This window comes from Occallatibacter sp., assembly GCF_036502485.1.
Classification (GTDB): domain Bacteria; phylum Acidobacteriota; class Terriglobia; order Terriglobales; family Acidobacteriaceae; genus Telmatobacter.
Window position 1 is genome coordinate 24670 of sequence record NZ_DASXYM010000138.1, and the last position, 16689, is coordinate 41358.

16 protein-coding genes and 1 other RNA gene are annotated in these 16689 nt (G+C 62.6%); 3 read left to right on the top strand and 14 right to left on the bottom strand.

The window, feature by feature from the left end; genetic code table 11:
- Positions 1-6: 6 nt before the first annotated feature.
- The 7 genes from VGL22_RS17850 to VGL22_RS17880 form a co-directional block, all read right to left on the bottom strand.
- Complete coding sequence (locus VGL22_RS17850) at positions 7-411, bottom strand: DUF3224 domain-containing protein (RefSeq protein ID WP_465268304.1); 405 nt, start codon at positions 409-411, stop codon at positions 7-9.
- A 29-nt stretch (positions 412-440) separates the two neighbouring features.
- Positions 441-1766, bottom strand: a complete 1326-nt coding sequence (locus VGL22_RS17855; RefSeq protein ID WP_465268305.1) for a metal-dependent hydrolase family protein — start codon at positions 1764-1766, stop codon at positions 441-443.
- A gap of 138 nt (positions 1767-1904) precedes the next feature.
- Positions 1905-2891 carry a metallophosphoesterase gene (locus tag VGL22_RS17860; RefSeq protein ID WP_465268306.1) on the bottom strand — a complete coding sequence of 329 codons (987 nt, stop codon included), beginning with the start codon at positions 2889-2891 and terminating at the stop codon, positions 1905-1907.
- A gap of 737 nt (positions 2892-3628) precedes the next feature.
- Positions 3629-5266 (bottom strand): glycoside hydrolase family 9 protein, encoded by a 1638-nt coding sequence (locus VGL22_RS17865; protein ID WP_465268307.1) that lies wholly within the window; start codon positions 5264-5266, stop codon positions 3629-3631.
- A 230-nt stretch (positions 5267-5496) separates the two neighbouring features.
- Positions 5497-6519, bottom strand: coding sequence for an NAD(P)H-dependent glycerol-3-phosphate dehydrogenase (locus VGL22_RS17870; RefSeq protein WP_465268308.1), 1023 nt, complete (start codon positions 6517-6519; stop codon positions 5497-5499).
- Complete coding sequence (gene plsY / locus VGL22_RS17875; RefSeq protein WP_465268309.1) at positions 6516-7148, bottom strand: glycerol-3-phosphate 1-O-acyltransferase PlsY; 633 nt, start codon at positions 7146-7148, stop codon at positions 6516-6518. The genes VGL22_RS17870 and plsY overlap by 4 nt, the downstream gene beginning before the upstream one ends.
- A gap of 107 nt (positions 7149-7255) precedes the next feature.
- Positions 7256-7936 carry a hypothetical protein gene (locus VGL22_RS17880; protein ID WP_465268310.1) on the bottom strand — a complete coding sequence of 227 codons (681 nt, stop codon included), beginning with the start codon at positions 7934-7936 and terminating at the stop codon, positions 7256-7258.
- Positions 7937-8074: 138 nt separating this feature from the next.
- Here VGL22_RS17880 and VGL22_RS17885 point away from each other — a divergent pair, with 138 nt between their 5' ends.
- A complete protein-coding gene (locus tag VGL22_RS17885) occupies positions 8075-9343 on the top strand; it encodes an arsenic transporter (protein WP_465268311.1) in 1269 nt (422 codons plus the stop codon).
- Positions 9344-9373: 30 nt separating this feature from the next.
- Here VGL22_RS17885 and VGL22_RS17890 read toward each other — a convergent pair whose 3' ends face one another.
- From VGL22_RS17890 to VGL22_RS17915, 6 genes are all read right to left on the bottom strand, one after another.
- Positions 9374-10618, bottom strand: coding sequence for a competence/damage-inducible protein A (locus tag VGL22_RS17890; protein ID WP_465268312.1), 1245 nt, complete (start codon positions 10616-10618; stop codon positions 9374-9376).
- A gap of 116 nt (positions 10619-10734) precedes the next feature.
- The gene (locus VGL22_RS17895; RefSeq protein ID WP_465268313.1) at positions 10735-11781 is read right to left on the bottom strand and encodes an IPT/TIG domain-containing protein; all 1047 of its coding nucleotides are present in this window, start codon (positions 11779-11781) and stop codon (positions 10735-10737) included.
- Positions 11782-11795: 14 nt separating this feature from the next.
- Positions 11796-12299, bottom strand: a complete 504-nt coding sequence (locus VGL22_RS17900) for a phosphatidylglycerophosphatase A family protein (RefSeq protein WP_465268314.1) — start codon at positions 12297-12299, stop codon at positions 11796-11798.
- The gene (locus VGL22_RS17905) at positions 12292-12519 is read right to left on the bottom strand and encodes a DNA gyrase inhibitor YacG (RefSeq protein WP_465268315.1); all 228 of its coding nucleotides are present in this window, start codon (positions 12517-12519) and stop codon (positions 12292-12294) included. The genes VGL22_RS17900 and VGL22_RS17905 overlap by 8 nt, the downstream gene beginning before the upstream one ends.
- A 19-nt stretch (positions 12520-12538) precedes the next feature.
- Entirely contained in the window at positions 12539-14068 is a 1530-nt protein-coding gene (gene rimO, locus VGL22_RS17910) for a 30S ribosomal protein S12 methylthiotransferase RimO (RefSeq protein ID WP_465268316.1), read from the bottom strand.
- 36 nt (positions 14069-14104) lie between these two features.
- Entirely contained in the window at positions 14105-14263 is a 159-nt protein-coding gene (locus VGL22_RS17915; RefSeq protein WP_465268317.1) for a hypothetical protein, read from the bottom strand.
- A gap of 45 nt (positions 14264-14308) precedes the next feature.
- Between VGL22_RS17915 and VGL22_RS17920 the strand changes: the two genes are divergently transcribed.
- Positions 14309-14623: an antibiotic biosynthesis monooxygenase family protein gene (locus tag VGL22_RS17920; RefSeq protein WP_465268318.1), complete on the top strand. Its 315-nt coding sequence runs from the start codon at positions 14309-14311 to the stop codon at positions 14621-14623.
- 20 nt (positions 14624-14643) lie between these two features.
- On the opposite strand, the gene VGL22_RS17925 is transcribed toward VGL22_RS17920, so the two are convergent.
- The gene (locus VGL22_RS17925; RefSeq protein ID WP_465268319.1) at positions 14644-15864 is read right to left on the bottom strand and encodes an MBL fold metallo-hydrolase; all 1221 of its coding nucleotides are present in this window, start codon (positions 15862-15864) and stop codon (positions 14644-14646) included.
- 214 nt (positions 15865-16078) lie between these two features.
- On the opposite strand from VGL22_RS17925, the gene ffs reads away from it, so the two are divergent.
- An RNA gene (ffs, locus tag VGL22_RS17930) (signal recognition particle sRNA small type) lies at positions 16079-16176 on the top strand.
- Positions 16177-16689: the final 513 nt, after the last annotated feature.

Genomic DNA, 16689 nt, shown 5'->3' on the forward strand with positions numbered 1-16689 from the left:
CGCCGCTTAGGGCTCGTCGGGCAGGGTGTAGTCCATCGAGTAGCCGTGCTTGCCGGATTCGTTGCTAAACGTGACGCTGCCGGAGATGCCGGCAAGCCCCGCAGTGCCGGAGCCGGGCACGACCAGGAGCTTGAGCTCGAAGTTGCCGCCGTCCATGGTGCCGAAGTGCTGGATGGCGAACGAGCCGCTGCGGCCGCGCAGGGTGCCGGTGACCTGCTCGATGGCGACATAGCCGGCGGCGCCCTCGGCGGGGTTGCCGAAGCCGAGCATCAGCCCTTTGGCGCTGGCCTCGACATCGCCGTGATACTGCTTGTCGAGAGCGAAGCGCCCAATCGCGGTGCCGGTGGTTACGTCGTCTGCGGCGAGCGGTGTGTTCTTGACGTCAAAATCGCCTTCGGCATGGAAGTCCATGGGGGAAGTTCCTTTCCTCTGTGCTCTCCTCAGTGGAGGTGCGGTACGGGATTGCGGTCAGGGTGCGCAGGGTCCTTGAGAATCTTGCCGCCCTGCATGACGAAGTCGACGTGCTCCATGACGGTGATGTCGCTGAGCGGGTCGCCTTTGACGGCGATGACGTCGGCGTAGCGGCCCGGCTCGAGGGAGCCCACATCCTGGTCCTTGCCGAGCATCGTTGCGGCGTTGATCGTTGCCGCCTGCAGAGCGCCCAGGGTGGGAAGGCCTCCGCGGACCAGCGCTCCGAACTCCTTCGAGACCGATTCATCCACGTCATCATCGTCAACGCCATAGACAATGCGGATATGGTGCTGGAGAGCGAGCTTGAATGCCGGGCCCTGCGCGGAGAGGATCTCCTGGCCCTTCTTGAACGAGTCAGGATCGCGGCCTTTGCTGAGGCCGGTCTCCATGTCGTGCTGAAAACAATAGAGCGTGGGCACAAGCCAGGTGTGGTGCTCTTCCATGAGCCGCGCGCCTTCTTCGTCGAGCATCGTCCCGTGCTCGATGGAGTCGACGCCGGCGCGGACCGCAGCCTTGATGCCAACGGCTCCTTCCGCGTGCGCCATCACTTTTTTGCCGGCGCGGTGGGCGGTTTCGACTGCTGCGGCCATCTGCGCCTCACTGAGTTCCTGCACGTGAAAGTCGGAGATGGGGTCCATCACGCCGCCTGTCGCCATGAGCTTGATCCAGTCGGCGCCGTACTTGATGTCGCGGCGGACCACGTGCTGGATATCGTCGACCGTGTCCGCCACGTTCCGCCCGCGGGGAAGATCGATATCCGCCGAGAAGGGTGCGCCGTCTCCGTGGCCGCCGGTGAGCGAGACGCAACTGCCGGCGGAGGTGATGCGCGGTCCCTGGATGATGCCGCGTTTTTGCGATTCGCGTAGCGCGAACTGCGGATAGTCGGGCGGCCCTTCGCAGGCATCGCGCAAAGACGTGAAGCCGTGATCGAGCCACAAGCGCAGGTTGTAAACGCCCCATAGCGTCGACTGCGGGATGGAGGTCTTCAACGCGTCGGCAATGCTCTGCGACGTGGGATTGGAGAGGATGTGCGCGTGCGCGTCGATCAGGCCCGGAAGCACGGTGTAAGCGGAGAGGTCGGTTACGGGAACACCGGCGGGAGCGGCATCCGCGATGGACTGTACCCGGTCGCCCGCGATGAGGATGTAAGCGAGGGAGCGGACGTTGCCGGTGCGCACGTCAATGAGCTTGCCGGCCAGCACAGCCTGTGTAGGCGAGCCAGCTGACTGTGCGTTCGCGGCGTGCAGGCAAACGGCAAGTGCAAGGGCAGGGAAGAGAGCCAGACAACGAGTCATGTTGGTTTGAAACTAACACCCACGATGAGGTGCGGCAAAGCTGGAGGGGAGAAGGCGGGTCTTGAGACTGCGACGGCTGGTAGGCCGCCGCAGTCGATGGGTTGGTGTCGTCCGGCTGGTTGTGCCGGGAGTGGGTGTCTAAACGTGGCTGTAGGGAATCTGCGGCTTTTCCGCACGCAGGCGGAAGCGCGTGATTTCAGGCCGGCAGTTGAAGCGGAACGGAACGCCGACTGCGCCGATGCCGCGATTGACATAGAGCTGCATGCCGCCCACCTCGAAGAGGCCTTCGACATACTTGCGGCCTCCGGGGGGCAGATGCATGGCGCCCAGCAGCGGAATGCGTACCTGGCCGCCATGGGTGTGGCCGCTCAGAACCAGCGCAATGGACTTGCTGGCGGGATGATTCGCCAGCGGATCAATGAAGTCCGGCGCATGGCACATCAGAATGATCGGCTCCTGTGCCTGGTTGCGGATGGCGACGGGCATGGTGTGGTCGGGATCCGGCTTGCCCAGAACAGGATCGTCAATCCCGGCGAGCCAGATGCGGCTGCCGCCGCGCTCGATAGGCATGAAGGCATTGCGCAGGACAGGAATGTTGGCGGATGCGATGGCTTCTGTAATCTCCTCGGCGCCGGCGATGATGTCGTGATTGCCGAGAATGGCGTACTTCTGCGGGCAGGCGATTTTGCTGAGCAGCTTGGAGCATTGCCAGGCGGCGCTCATGGTCATCTTTTTGGAGAGGACCTCGGCGGTGACGTAGTCGCCCGTGAGCAGCACCATATCCGGCTGCATTCGGTTGATGTGGTCAATGGCTTCGCGCAGCAGAAAGGGTTCGGTGTACTCGTCGAGGTGAATGTCACTGAGCTGTGCGATGGTCAAGCCGTCAAAGGCGTGGGGAAGGCCGGCGATGTGGACGTCGCGATGCACCACGTCGATCCAGTGGCGTTCTATTTCACCGGCGTAAAGCGCCATGCCACCGGCGCCGTAGAACAAACTCTTGAGAACGCGCCGGCGGGAAATCGATTCGCTCGGCGCGATCAGTGCGGCAGTGGAGAGGTCTTCGAGATCCGCTATAGATGCAGGACTACTGAGCGCATCGGCGGGCAGTTCAACCGGCGAATCCATAGTGTATGGGTATCGACTTTCATGTATTCGGGACTACGGGCCTGCTCTTTGTATGTTGTTGTGGCGATCAGGCGACTTCCCCCGTCCATGTCCCTACTTCAATGGATGCACATTTTGGGGGCCCGGCTTTGCGATTCCGCAATACGACCTGAAGATGACACAAGTTTCATCAGGATTCCCAACGCGGAGGATGGGATTGCAGGGTGACGTGAATCAGGCAACCATTGGGTTTAAAGATATAGCTTGCGGTGGAAACTGCCCTGGCTTCAAAAAACAATCGCCGCCCGATCCCTTGGGCGGCGAAAGGCAGATCAGCTGAAAGGGCCCGAAAATTGCGTAAAAGCCTCTCTGCAAGTGAGTGGCCCGGCTCGGACGTGATTGAGGGAAGTGCAGCCCCGCCAGCACCGCTGGATTCGCTTCGCTGCCCACCCTGTCCGTCAGAGCGTATATGCGCGCCACACGGGCGCGATCTCTGCATTGTTCTGACCTTTTGCCACTAAGACCGGCTCAACGATTCAGCCAGAACGCTTCGTAAGATGAAACATATATTACGGGCAAATGAACCAACTGTTTGTGACCATCGTCACAGCAATATGGTTACGCGCAATCGGCGCTAAGTAGAAGCTGCATAACGACTTCCGGAAACTCGCTTCAAAGCGCGATGCAGCGGGGTCACCTCCGTGTGGAAAACGTAAGGGAGCTTCCAGAAAGGTTCCGAAATCGACAAATGCCTTCGCCTAAGCTGACTCGCTGTTGGCGGCGGCCAGCAGAAACACCAGGGGAGCGTTCCAGTTAATGGCAATCTCGTTCATCGAGTAGGCCCGCTCATCATCTACCCACATCTTCATGGGCGGTTGCTTGGGCATCTTGTTGGCCACCGCATCGCCGCCGCCTGCGTTGGGGCCCCCCGACAACAGCCCGGGCCACGGCGCCGCAATGTTATCTGCCCCGCTGGGCCGGTGGTGCGGGCGCTGGAACGGCTTCTGCCCCAACTGCGTTACCCACGACACGCCATGACAATTGCAGCCGATCAGATAGTGCAGATTTCCGAGCGCCGCATTCATTGCCTTTGCGTTTGGCTGCAGGTGATGCGCCATCAGCAGCAGCAGCGCATCATTGCCCACCGCGCCGTTCGAGCCCCACACGTAATCCGTCATGCGCAGCGTGTTGCCGTACCCATTCTGACTGGCGCGCATGATCCGCATGGCCGCAGCTTCTTCAGTGGCAGCGGCGATGTGCCCGCGCATGAAGCGATTGGTCTTCTCCGCCATGGCATAGGTCCAGTAGGCCATGGGCGCAACGCTGCCCCAGGTTGCGGTGTCGAAGGCCAACGTATCCGGCATGCTGGCCGCGAACGCCTTCGCATACTGATCCTCGCCCGTGGTGCGATACAACTCCGCAGTCGCCCAGAGAATTTCATCGTCGCAGTTGCGGTCGCCGTACTCGCCCGTGCTCACGCCTTTGGGATTCCGAAACAGCACATTGGGATTGGCCTTGGCCCACTGCCATGCTTTGCGCGCCGCAGCCAGGCAGCGATCAGCATAAGCTGCGTCGAAAGGCCGGAAGCATCGCGCCGCGATGGCCGCTACCGCGGCCAGGTCCGCCGTGGCGCCCGTGCTCTTGAACGGCTCCGTACCCGTGCCGATCACATAGCTGGTCAGCTTGTCCTGCTCCGGCATGATGAACGCGCAGAACGCCTCGCTGGTCTGCTTGTGCCACACGCCGCCATCGGTCGGGTCCTGCATGGACAACATCCAGTTCAGATTCCAGCGGATCTCGGCGAGATAGTCGGGCAGCGTGCCGCCTGACTCTGGAATGTCCAGCTTCAGGTTCCGCAACGCCTCTGGATACAGTTCCCAAGCCCACAACAGCGTGCCGGTGGAGAGGCCCGAATTCACCACGTAGCGCCCGTAATCGCCGGCATCGTGCCACCCGCCGCTATTGGTCATCTTGCCTTCCCGCCCTGCGCTATGGTGGTACGCGCCGTCCATGTGACACTCATCGTGCTTGTACCCATTGCCGAGGTCGACTTTGCATCCGCAGCGCTGCCCATAGAAGGAGCGCATGGTCAGGCGCAGAGCGGCTGCATAGGCATCCTCTGCCACGGCGAACGGATCGCTCTGCTTACCGCACACTTCAAGCCGATAGGTGCCGGGCGCCGAGAGCGAAGAGAAGTCGGCCCACGCGACGGCATCGCCGGACGCGGCGTCCTGCCCCGCCTCACTGAGCTTGCCCTGGTGCCGCACCGCCCCGCTGCCCGCATCCACCACGCGGAAGGCAGTGCCTGCGGGCGTGCTCGCGGAGTCAAGCACGATGGCCGCTCTCTTTGGATGTTTGGGCCTGAATCCAAGCTGGTTCAACGCGATCAGGTGCACGCCGCATCCGGCGCCGGTCGCGGCGGCGTTCTCCCCCTCTAGGTGCGTGGTCCCGAAAAAAGAAAAACCTCTTGCCCTTTCGGCAAGAGGCGCAGCGAGAACACCGGCAGCAAGAGAGCGCAAAAGATGACGTCGATTCATGCCAACAGCATAAAGCCCCGGCGCACCGTTCTGGTTCTGCTGACCCGCTGACACGCCAACCGCGAAGCGGCGCTAACCCGCTGCCAATATCAGTGCTCGTGCTTGCCGGGACGCATCATCAGATCGCGCAGAGCCTCGCGCGGGTCTTTGCCTTGCTCCAGGATCAGCTCCATCTGCTCGGCGATGGGCATCTCCACGCGATGCTGTCGCGCCAGGCCCAGCGCGGCGCGCGTGGTGAGGACGCCTTCGGCAACTTTGCCGCCCAGAGAGCTAAGCACGTCAGGCAGCTTTCGACCCTTGCCCAGTTCCATGCCCACCGTGCGGTTGCGGCTCAGCGAACCCGTGCAGGTGAGCACCAGGTCGCCCACGCCCGACAGGCCGGCCAGTGTCTCGCGCCGTCCGCCGCATGCCACAGCCAGGCGGGTGATTTCTGCAATGCCGCGCGTGATCAGTCCGGCCGTCGAGTTGTAGCCTAGCCCGATCCCCGCCGCTACTCCGGCCGCGATCGCAATCACATTCTTGAGCGCTCCGCCCAGTTCCACCCCGATGACGTCCGAAGACGTATAGAGCCGCATGGTCTCCGACGACGCCTCGCGCTGCACCAGCGCCGCAATCGAGCGATCCTCAAATGCCACGGTGATCGCGGTCGGCTGGCCCTCTGCCACCTCTTTAGCGAAGCTGGGCCCGCTGAACGCTCCCACCGGCAACGTCAACTCGACTTCAGCCAGAGACGATGCGATCACCTGGGTCATGCGCAGAAACGTGTTGTTTTCGACGCCCTTGGTGGCGCTCACAATGATCTGCTCGGCATGCATCTTGCCGCGCAGCCTTCCGATGGTGGCGCGCAGAAACTCCGAGGGAATCACCGAAAAGATCAGATCGCAGTGCGCAACCGCATCGTCCTCGCCTGTGACCACGATGTTTTCCGGCAACGCAAACCCGGGCAGGAAGCGCACGTTCTCGCGCGCGTCGTTGATCTCCTTCGCCAGCTCCGGCGTATGCGCCCACAACGTTACTGTGCGTCCGGCGCGGGCCAGGGAGAGAGCGATGGAGGTGCCCCACGCACCTTCCCCGAGCACGACAATCCTGGGAGCAATGGGCAAAACAGTCATGCGGCCTTCGGTGCTCCAAAACGATGTTCGGTGCCGGACAGCAGCCGGCGGATATTGGGATGATGCTTGAGGATTATCAGCAGCGCCACCGTAAACTGCACGGCGATGAAGAACGCAGGTCGCGGACCACGCACGGTGAACCACGCAAATACCGGAAAGCTGGCGGCACCCAGAATCGACGCCAGCGAGACGTAGCGTGTCAGCGTCAGCACCAGGGCAAACAGCGTTATGGCCGCCAGGGCAGCCAGCGGAGCGGCCACCAGAAACACGCCGAATCCCGTCGCCACGCCCTTGCCGCCGCGAAACCGAAGCCAGACCGGGAACATATGGCCCAGCACCGCGCACAGCGCCGCCAGCGATTCCACGTTGCGCACCGGCCATGTGGGAAGCATGGGCGCCAACAGCCATCCGGCCAGCCAGACCGCCGCCGAGCCCTTGACCACATCAAGCACGAAGGTTGCAGCGCCCAGTCCCTTGCCACCTGAACGCATCACGTTGGTGGCTCCGATGTTGCCGCTGCCCACCGTGCGAATATCCTGCTTGCGGAAGAAGCGCACCAGCAGATAACCCGTCGGGATCGAACCGAAAAGGTAAGCGAGAGCCGCGATCCAGAGGCTTGCGAGGGGCATCACTCAAGAGTTTAGCAGGCAGCGGCGTGCAAAGTTGAGATGCGGAGCCGAGTGAGTCAACCCGGCATTCGCCGCGCCACCCGCGACGCCCGGAGAGTTTGGCCGCGTCAGTCCACCATCAACTCCCCAGGCAGAATCGGCCGGGTGCGCGGCAGCTTCCCACCCCATGCAGCCATACCCATCGTCGCCAGCGCGCCGGCATACACAATGAGCTTGATGGCGCTGCCTGTGCGCGTCGTCGCGAGCGCCGGCGGCATTGTCTTCCATAGCACAAGCAGCAGCGTCTGCCCGGTCACCACCGCCCACACCGATCCATAGAAGTAGCGGCGCTCCGTACCTTCGCGCTTGGTCGACTTGCCGACGCGCGGCAGTTGCCCCAGCACTCCCAGCAGCAGGATCAACAGGCACAGCGGCAGATACACATACTGATACAACTGCTTCATCGTCCACACGCCGGTGATGGTGGCGATCACCAGTCCTGCCAGATTCAGCAGCGCGAAGTTCAGGATGGCGTTCCACGCGAACGTGTAGCACACCTTGCGATAGAGGGGATTGGGCCGGTCTTCGTCGAACCGCAGAATGTAGGGCGCTCGCTCCACGCCCGGCAACTGCGCGAACACGCCCGCCACGCCGGTACCCACGAGCACCAGCGCCAGCCAGATGGAGTTGGCCACGCTGAAGCCCTTGGCAAACAGGCTGAAGGTCAGCGGCCCCGGCGCGAGAAAGAACACCCAGATCCAGATGGGCCAGTGCAGAATACGGTAGTAGGTTTTGTTACGGGTGCGCATTTTGCGGGCGTCCGCATATTCAACTCTGCCGCTGTATCGCATGGCCCGAGTCTTGCAGAGCCGCACCGCGCGCGTCAACGCCGGCAATAGGAGAGAATAGAACCGGTAAGGGCCGCATATTCAAGACTGACCGACTTCATGCTTCCACCGCTCGCCGCGCACATCCTGCTCATCGTCATAGTCGCATGCAGCATCCTGGCCATGCTGATCCGCCCGCGCCGCATCGCCGAGGTGTACTGGATCGGCGCCGGCGCACTGTTGCTGATCGTCCTGCGGCTCATCCCGCTGGCCCTGGCCGGCCGCGCCATTGCCGAGGGCACGGACGTTTACCTCTTCCTTGCTGGCATGATGCTGCTCTCCGAACTGGCTCGCGTCTTCGGTGTCTTCGACTGGGTTGCCTCTGTGGCTGTGGAGCACGCGCGCGGCTCCTGCATGCGCCTCTTCACGCTCATCTACCTGGCGGGAACGGTCGTGACCATTCTTATGTCCAACGACGCCACCGCCGTTGTTCTCACGCCTGCCGTGTTCAGCGCCGTGCGCCGCTCGCGCGCCAACCCACTGCCCAACCTCTTCGCCTGCGCATTCATCGCTAACGCGGCTTCCTTCGTTCTGCCCATTTCAAATCCGGCAAACCTCGTCGTGTTCCGCACCCAGATGCCTCCGTTGCTGCGGTGGATAACGGCCTTCGGCCTGCCGTCGATTCTCTCCATCGTGTCGACGTACGTCGTGCTCCGCTGGTATTTCCGGCGCGACTTGCGATGCGATCTTCCGCGCGATCAGCAACCCACCCGTCTCACCGGCAACGGCCGCCTGGTGCTGGTGGGGATTGTGCTCACTGCGCTGGTTCTGCTGGCGGCTTCGGCCATCAACAGAGACCTCGGCCTGCCCACCTGCCTCGCGGCCATCGCCGTCGCATGCCTTGTTCTGGCGCGCTCTCGCACCCACCCGATGCGCGTTGTGCGACATATCAGCTGGGGCGTGCTGCCGCTGGTCGCCGGCCTCTTCATCCTTGTTGAGGCCATCGATTCGATCGGCGCCATGCGCCTCAGTGCGGCCGCTCTGGAATGGGCTGAGAAGCTACCGGCCAGCGCCGGCGCACTGCTCACGGCGGCCGCGGTCGGCATCGGCAACAACCTGGTCAACAACCTGCCCCTCGGCCTCATCGCGGGCAGCACGCTCAAGCTCACCAACGCGCACGGCCTGATCGCCAACGCCGTCTTGATCGCAGTCGACCTCGGCCCCAACCTTTCGGTTACCGGATCGCTCGCAACCATCCTGTGGCTCATCGCGCTGCGCCGCGAAGGCGTGCACGTCGATTTTCGAGACTTCCTGAAGGTGGGCGCGATTGCCATGCCGATCGCACTGGCGCTCGCCATTGCCGGTGCGGTAGCGGTCACTGCGCTCTGATCCGGCACGAGCCCAGGCGGCCCGAAGCGGCTACATCAGCTTTCGCCGTACTAAATCGAGCGCCTGCTGCGCGGTCCACTCGCGTACCCTCTGCCGCGGTCCGCGAAACGTCCGCTCCAGCACATCGGTGCGCTGCGCGTCGCTTACTGCAATATAGACAAGCCCCACCGGCTTGGCTTCCGTGCCGCCGCCAGGGCCGGCAATGCCGGTGACTCCCAATCCGATCGTGGCGCCGGTACGCTGCCGGATCCCTGAAGCCAGCGCGCTCGCTACTTCCTCGCTGACGGCGCCGTGCTGCTCGATCAGCTCCGCAGCCACGCCTGCAAACGCCGTCTTCAACTCATTCGAATAGACCACCACCCCGCCCAGAAACGAACGCGAGCTTCCCGGAATGGCAGTGATGCGCTGCGCCACGAGTCCGCCTGTGCAGCTCTCCGCCGTGGCAAGCGTGGCTTGCCGCAGGCCGAGGTAATACAGCACAATCTGCTCCAGTGACTCGCCCTCCGTGGAGTAGAGCCAGTCGTCCAGCGCCTCCTCCATTTTGGTGGCGAGTTCTTCCACCCGCTGCTCGGCCGTTTCCATATCGCGCTTCGCACACAGCAGCGAAAGCTGAATATCGCCGTTGTGCGCCAGGATCGTTGTCTCCACGTCCGTATACGGGGTGTAGATCGGCGCCAGCAGCTTGTCGCATTGCGATTCCGGAATCATCGCGGCCTTCAGCGTGCGTTTGGCAATGAACCGTGGCGGCACCACGTCGCGCAAGCGTGGCAGGCATTCCGTTTCGAACAGCGGCTTGCACTCGCTGGGCGGCCCCGGAACCAGCATTACCAGCTTGCGAAATCCTTCAAACGTCACATCCAGCCATTGCCCCGGCGCGCTGCCGTTGGCATTGGGCAGCACCGTAGCGCCTTCAATCACGTCTGCCTGTTTGAGATTGTTCTCCGGCATGGGAATGCGCCACGTGGCTGCGCGCGCGTGCAGCGCTGCCACCAGCGGAGCTTCGCGGCGCATCGGCACCCCCAGCGCTTCCGCGGTGGCCTCGCGCGTCAGGTCGTCCTCGGTCGGACCCAGGCCGCCCATGAGGATCACAATGTCGGTGCGTCCCAGGGCCGTGCGGATGGCGCTCACAAGATCTTTGCGGCGGTCGCCCACAATGGATTTGAACGCCACCGTTACACCGATTTCGTTCAGCTTTTCAGTCAGAAAAAGGGAATTGGTATCCTGCCGGAACGGCGTCAGCATCTCGGAGCCGATGGCCACAATCTCGCATTTCATAAAAGCAGCTACTAGCTCCTGGCTTTCAGCTTCCAGCTTGATCTTGTACCACCGAGGCGCCCGGCTTTCCGATGTTGCTTCGGATGTAAGGACTGCTAGCAGCTGGCATCCAGCAGCTAATACAACACCAGCCCCTCGACTCCCAAATCCACATCATAAATGGCTTGGTTGGTCGACAGAACCGCCGTGCCCAGCGGACTAAACGCGACACCCACCAGGTTGTTCCCCGCCAGCACCAATTGCGCCGAACCGTCGCCGCTCACGCGCACAATGCCGCGCCGTCCCTGCAATGCCGCCGCCACGTAGATACTGTCGTCAATCGCAATCGCCAGCCCCTGCGGCCGTCCCAGCCCGCGAAACCAGACGCGCGTATCGCCGTTGGGCTCGATCGCCCAGATGGCTTCGTGCGATGACAGCGTCGGCGCCGTGACAAACAGCGTGCCTTCCGAATTCACCGCCATGTGATAGGCCGAAACGCTCGGCTCCAGCGTGGCGTGCACAAAAATCTTGCGGTCGGTGTCGATCTTGAAGATGGTGCCGCTGCGGTCGCCCACGTAGAGGTTTCCATCGCGATCAAACGCCGCGCCGGTCGCCACGCCCATGCCCTCGGCATACTGGGTGAACTCGCCTGCCGCATCCACGCGGTAGACCGTGCCCTCGGCGCGCGACGTCACAAACAGATCGCCCTCCGGATTGAACGCCAGCCCCGTCGCGTTCAGAATGCCCTCCACGAAGGGAGTGCCGCGCCCATCCGTGCTGATGCGCACCACGGACACCGGCGTGGCCTTGCCGCGCGGCCCTGAAATGGTGGCGTAAATCATCCCCGAGCGGCTCACCGCCGGGCTGGTCACTGGATGCAGCCCTGAATTCAGTTCGCGCGCGATCCGCAACGGCACCGCGTTACTGGTGGCTTGCTGCGTGCGCACTTCGACGTTCCCCGTGGAGGCAAGCGACGGCACATGAAACATGATGCGCGACGGCCGGCTCATCAGGATGTGCGCCTCCGCTCCATCCACCGTCACCGCCGGCGCCACCGAACCAACCGGGCCCAGGTGGCTTCCGATCAGTTCGACTTCGCCGCCCGGCAGTGCCGCCGCGGGAGTAATGTCGTCAATGCGCGGGTCGGGATCGCTCTCAGCGGCTTGGGGACGGAAACGCGGCATGTGAAAAGGAGCCATTAAATCCAGATGCGCAAGATCGCGGCTACTCCCCAAGCATACAGCCCGGCAGCAACGTCGTCGAAGACAATGCCCCAGCCTTCAGGAAGCGCCTCAAGCTGTCGCGCAGGCCACGGCTTGGTGATGTCGAAAAGGCGGAATAGCACCAGCGCAATCAAGCCGTGCTTCCAGTCGCCAGGGCTGCCGAGCAGCGCGATCCACTGGCCTGTCACCTCGTCCACCACCACAAAGCCTGGATCCTCGCGCCCGCTCTCCCGCGCCGCAATGGTCGCCGCCGGCACCCCTGTCGCAATCGACAGAACGATGCCGGCAATCAGGGCAAACAAGAGCGTTGACGCGGGCGCGTGAGCACCAATGGCGAGCGCGGCCCACAGCAGCAACGCCGCTACGGAACCCCATGTCCCCGGCCCCGGCTTTCCCAGCCCCGCGCCAAAGAACGTCGCCACCGCCCAGGCCCACAGCGTCTTGCGGGTTGGCGGAGCCACGGCACGCGGGTCACTCACCTTCGAAATCTTTCTGTTGCCCCGTCAGCCCGCCCAGATCCTCCAGCACTTCGGGATCGAGCACCGGCGAGCTGATCTTGTACACACCCATTGCCCACTTGCCCAGATCGATCTTGCGGCACCGGTCACTGCAGAAAGGGAAGTCCTCATCCCTGGCCTGCACCAGCATCCCGCATGTGGGGCAGCGCAAAACATTAGCAGATTTCTTCTTGGTAGCCATGGCTTATTTCCGTTTTAGTCTATAGCGGCCCGGCGACGACCCGCGCCACCACGTCGTACTCATGCGCCTCGGTGATCTCCGCGCGATAAAACCGCCCCGCCTGCAATTGATCCAGATCGCCAAAATCATTGATATACACCTTGCCATCAATCTCCGGCGCATGGAACTGCGTGCGCCCTTCCCACAGCAGCGGCGTCTCTTCGCTTTCGCCTTCGGCCAGCACCACCAACTCGCGGCCTACCCACTGCTGCTTGGCGCCTTTCGAGATGCCCTGCTGCAGCTTCAGCAGCTTGCGCTTGCGCGCTTCGATGGTCCGCTTCGCCACCTTGCCCTCGTAGCTGAACGCCCCCGAGCCCTCTTCGTCCGAATAAGTAAACACACCCAGCCAGTCGAACTTCGCCGCCTGGATGAAATCCTCCAGCACCTTCACGTCCTCAACTGTTTCGCCCGGAAAACCCACAATGAACGACGTCCGCAGCGCAATTCCCGGCACCGCCGCCCGCACCTTGTCGAGCGTCTTGAGAAAAATCTCCGCCCCCGCCCCGCGCTTCATCGTCTTCAGGACAGACGAAGACGCATGCTGCAGCGGCACATCCAGGTACTTGCAGATGTTGTCGTGCTTCGCAATCGTCTCCAGCAACTTGCCCGTGATGCGATTGGGATACGCATACAGGAACCGCAGCCAGCGCACTCCCTCAATCTTCGCCAGCTCATCCAGCAGCAGCGCCAGCCCGTCCTTCAGGCCCAGGTCTTCGCCGTAGCAGGTCGTGTCCTGCCCAATCAGCGTGATCTCCTCTACCCCGCGTGCGACCAGGCTGCGCGCCTCCGCCACCACGCTCTCGAACCGCCGCGAGCGGAACTTGCCGCGCAGGTTGGGAATCACGCAGAACGTGCAGGGATGATCGCAACCTTCCGCGATCTTGATATACGCCGAAGTTTTGCCGGTCGCCAGCAGCCGCGGCGTGGTCTCGTCGTAGAGATAGGTGGGCAGCATGTGTTTTGCCCCATCCCAGCTCTCCCGCGTAAACCGCCCCTGTCGCTCGCGCAGATCACCTTCGGCCCTGAAGGCCGGCTCATGCTTGTGGTGATGCGTTCCCGCCAGCGACTCCTGTCCCGAATGCACCTCAACCTGCGCGCCGGTCAGAATATTGAACGGCGAAGCCGCCTTCGGCGCCTGCTGCACGCCCGCGGCTTCCAGAATCGACTCCAGCTCGCCCGTGCCGACGACCGCATCCACCTCGGGGATGTTCTTGCGGATCTCGTCGCGATAACGCTCCACCAGGCATCCGGCCACAATCAGCTTGGTCGCGCGGCCCTCGGTCTTCAGCCGCGCCATCTCCAGGATCGTGTCGACGGATTCCTGCTTGGCCGAATCGATAAAGCTGCACGTATTCACAACCAGGATCTCAGCCTCTTCAGGCTTCCCGGTCAGCCGCGCGCCCGCGCGGTCCAGCAGCCCCATCATGACCTCGGAATCGACCAGGTTTTTAGGGCAGCCTAACGAAATAAAGCCCACGGTAGGCGCCGTGGGTAGGGAAACTTTGCTCACTCCTCTATTGTACCGGGAAATGAGATTTCGTCCCAATCAGCGCGCTCCCGCCTTGGCCGCGACGATCAACTCGAAGGTACTTGGGCGAAATTCCTGGGCAACCAGGCCTACATGAACGTGGCGAATGTCGCTGTAGCCATAAGCTTCTTCCTGGGCGTACACGGGCTTCTGAGGGCGTGCAGCGTAGAAAGTCATCTCGTGGAACCTCACAGATTCTATCTATCTGAGAAAATCCTAGTCATGATCGCACGTCACTGGCGAGGCTGGACTCGCCCCGAAAACGCCGACGCCTACGAGAAGCTCCTGCGCGAATCCGTGCTGCCCGGCATCCACAATATCGAAGGACACAGCGGCTTCCTTCTGCTGCGCAACGACTCGCCCCAGGAATCGCAGTTCATCGTCATCAACTTCTTTGATTCACTCGAGGCCGTGAAGCGCTTTGCCGGCAAGGACTACCGGATTCCCGTCTTCGAGCCCGAAGCAAGGCAGTTGCTGTCGCGCGTGGACCCGTTCGCGAATCACTTCGACGTCCGGGTCGCCGAATTGCCGAAATAGCCGCTGCCCTCCAGCCCGGTCTACGCCCGGTCCAGGTTCCTCAGCACATCCCGGATGCACCCATCCACGTCCTTCTGCAAAGGCGGCGGCGCGGATCCGAAATGCGTGTTCTCCGCCCACTGCGTCCGCTGCAGCAGCTCCCCGTATCCATTCGACTCGAGCGACTTTAATGACCTTACCGTGATCCGTTTCTGCATCTCCTCGAGCGGCTGCCCCCCGGTCTTGCCCTCCGCCACCCTCTGCGTCAGTTCCTCAATAAAGTTCCGCTGGCTGGTCATCACGCCGCGGTTGTGCTGCATGGGCCCATGGCCGCCCAGCACGTGCTCAAAGTCCGCCTTCATCACCTCGTCAATCGTCCCCGGCCACTGCTGCGGATAACCATCCCCGATGTTCGGCACCCATCCATGGCTTGCATCGCCGGTCGCAACCGCCTTCCGCTGCGGGCAAAACACAAACACATCGCCTGAGGTATGCGATCGCCCATGCCACTCCAGGTGCAGATCGAACGCCCCATCCTGCAGCACATGGGTCTTGTCGAACGTGATCGTCGGCAGTTCCAGTGCGTAATTCTTCATCTCCGCCCGGTATGACTCAATGTGGCTGATCTCGCTTTCGCAAAACCGCTTCTCCTGCGCGCCGGCCTTCGCAGATCTCGCCTTCAGCGTCTCCACCTGCCTGGCCATCTCCTCCAGCGATTCCTTCAGCCTCTGGCCAGATAACTCCGTCATCAGCCGCTTTGTTTCATTGGTGGCGAGAATGTCCACCGCCGCGCCTGCCTGCTTATACGCAGGATTGCCCTGCATGTGGTCCCAGTGGAAGTGCGTGTTGATCACGTACCGCACCGGCTTGTCCGTCACTTCGCTGCGGATCTGCCGGATCAGCGCCGCCGCGGCCGACGGCTTGGAGTGGGCATCCACCACCACCACATCCCTGGCGCGCACAAACACCGCCGCATTGCAGTTGATCACCGTCTGCGGCCTGGCATGCGCAAAGTACACTCCATCGGCGGCCTTCTGCAAGTCGAACAGCTCGTCCGCACGGCCGTTGCCGGCACTGCGCGCCCACGCGGCGCGATGCCACGCCAGCTCCATCACCGAGGCCCCGGCCAGCGTCGTCCCCATCAGCGTGCGCAGAAAATCCCGGCGCGAACGCATCCGCTCCGGAACAGTATGGTTCTGCGCATGCGCGTGGCTGTGAACCTCACCCAATCCCTGCGCCTTCCGGTCATGTGACTGGCACATCGCCGCACCTCCACGTGCTGCTCTCGCAGCCCGGCACCCTCGCTGCGCACGAGCCCTTTTTCATGCTGCCCGCAGCCGCAAGCGCCCGCCGAGCACGGCCCCGTTCGGTTCTTCCGCAGTGGCGGAAGTATAACGCGGCCACAACGTGAGACAAACAAGAACCGCCTCCCTTGCTCCCATCTGGCTTCCGGCCGCAAGTGCTAAAATCCATAAGTGCCGGGTCCTACGCGACGTAATCCCGCCAACCCCGCCAGGTCCGGAAGGAAGCAACGGTAACGGGCTAGTACGGGCGCAGTAGGTTACCCGGTACTTTTTTGCCGAGTCTCCGGATCGGATCGTAAGAACGCAAGCGTCGTCCGGCCGGCGATCAGCCCTGAGGTGATTCGGGGTGACCGCCTGATAGAGGACCTGGGTATTGGGTCAGGGCACGACTTCAGTCGTGCCGCTCGCCGACCAGAAACAGCGGGCTGTAGCCCCTGAGGGAAGTCTTGCTCCACCCGGATCATCAGCCTCGGCCCAGTTCGTCAACCTGCGCAACCACCGCCGGAACACATCCACATTCCATCTCCGTTGAAGGCCCTCTCGCGGCTCATTCTGGGCAGTCGTTCCCAAGGCCCGCAATCGCCTTTTATCATTACGCGATAAGCCCTGCGCTTCGTGTAAAGACTTTGTATTTGTAATCGCTAAGGAGAACTGCTTTGAGCCTTTCTGTGCGCCCCGTGGTGGGCCGCCGCGCCAAGATCACGGCGCTCGGCACCTACGTCCCTCCCCAGGTACTGACCAATCAAGACTTCGAAAAAATGGTGGACACCACCGACCAGTGGA

Coding starts and splice junctions, on each gene's coding strand:
- VGL22_RS17850 (WP_465268304.1), bottom strand. CDS start 411: ATGGACTTCCATGCCGAAGGCGATTTTGACGTCAAGAACACACCGCTC.
- VGL22_RS17855 (WP_465268305.1), bottom strand. CDS start 1,766: ATGACTCGTTGTCTGGCTCTCTTCCCTGCCCTTGCACTTGCCGTTTGC.
- VGL22_RS17860 (WP_465268306.1), bottom strand. CDS start 2,891: ATGGATTCGCCGGTTGAACTGCCCGCCGATGCGCTCAGTAGTCCTGCA.
- VGL22_RS17870 (WP_465268308.1), bottom strand. CDS start 6,519: ATGACTGTTTTGCCCATTGCTCCCAGGATTGTCGTGCTCGGGGAAGGT.
- plsY (WP_465268309.1), bottom strand. CDS start 7,148: ATGCCCCTCGCAAGCCTCTGGATCGCGGCTCTCGCTTACCTTTTCGGT.
- VGL22_RS17880 (WP_465268310.1), bottom strand. CDS start 7,936: ATGCGCACCCGTAACAAAACCTACTACCGTATTCTGCACTGGCCCATC.
- VGL22_RS17885 (WP_465268311.1), top strand. CDS start 8,075: ATGCTTCCACCGCTCGCCGCGCACATCCTGCTCATCGTCATAGTCGCA.
- VGL22_RS17890 (WP_465268312.1), bottom strand. CDS start 10,618: ATGAAATGCGAGATTGTGGCCATCGGCTCCGAGATGCTGACGCCGTTC.
- VGL22_RS17895 (WP_465268313.1), bottom strand. CDS start 11,781: ATGCCGCGTTTCCGTCCCCAAGCCGCTGAGAGCGATCCCGACCCGCGC.
- VGL22_RS17905 (WP_465268315.1), bottom strand. CDS start 12,519: ATGGCTACCAAGAAGAAATCTGCTAATGTTTTGCGCTGCCCCACATGC.
- VGL22_RS17915 (WP_465268317.1), bottom strand. CDS start 14,263: ATGACTTTCTACGCTGCACGCCCTCAGAAGCCCGTGTACGCCCAGGAA.
- VGL22_RS17920 (WP_465268318.1), top strand. CDS start 14,309: ATGATCGCACGTCACTGGCGAGGCTGGACTCGCCCCGAAAACGCCGAC.
- VGL22_RS17925 (WP_465268319.1), bottom strand. CDS start 15,864: ATGTGCCAGTCACATGACCGGAAGGCGCAGGGATTGGGTGAGGTTCAC.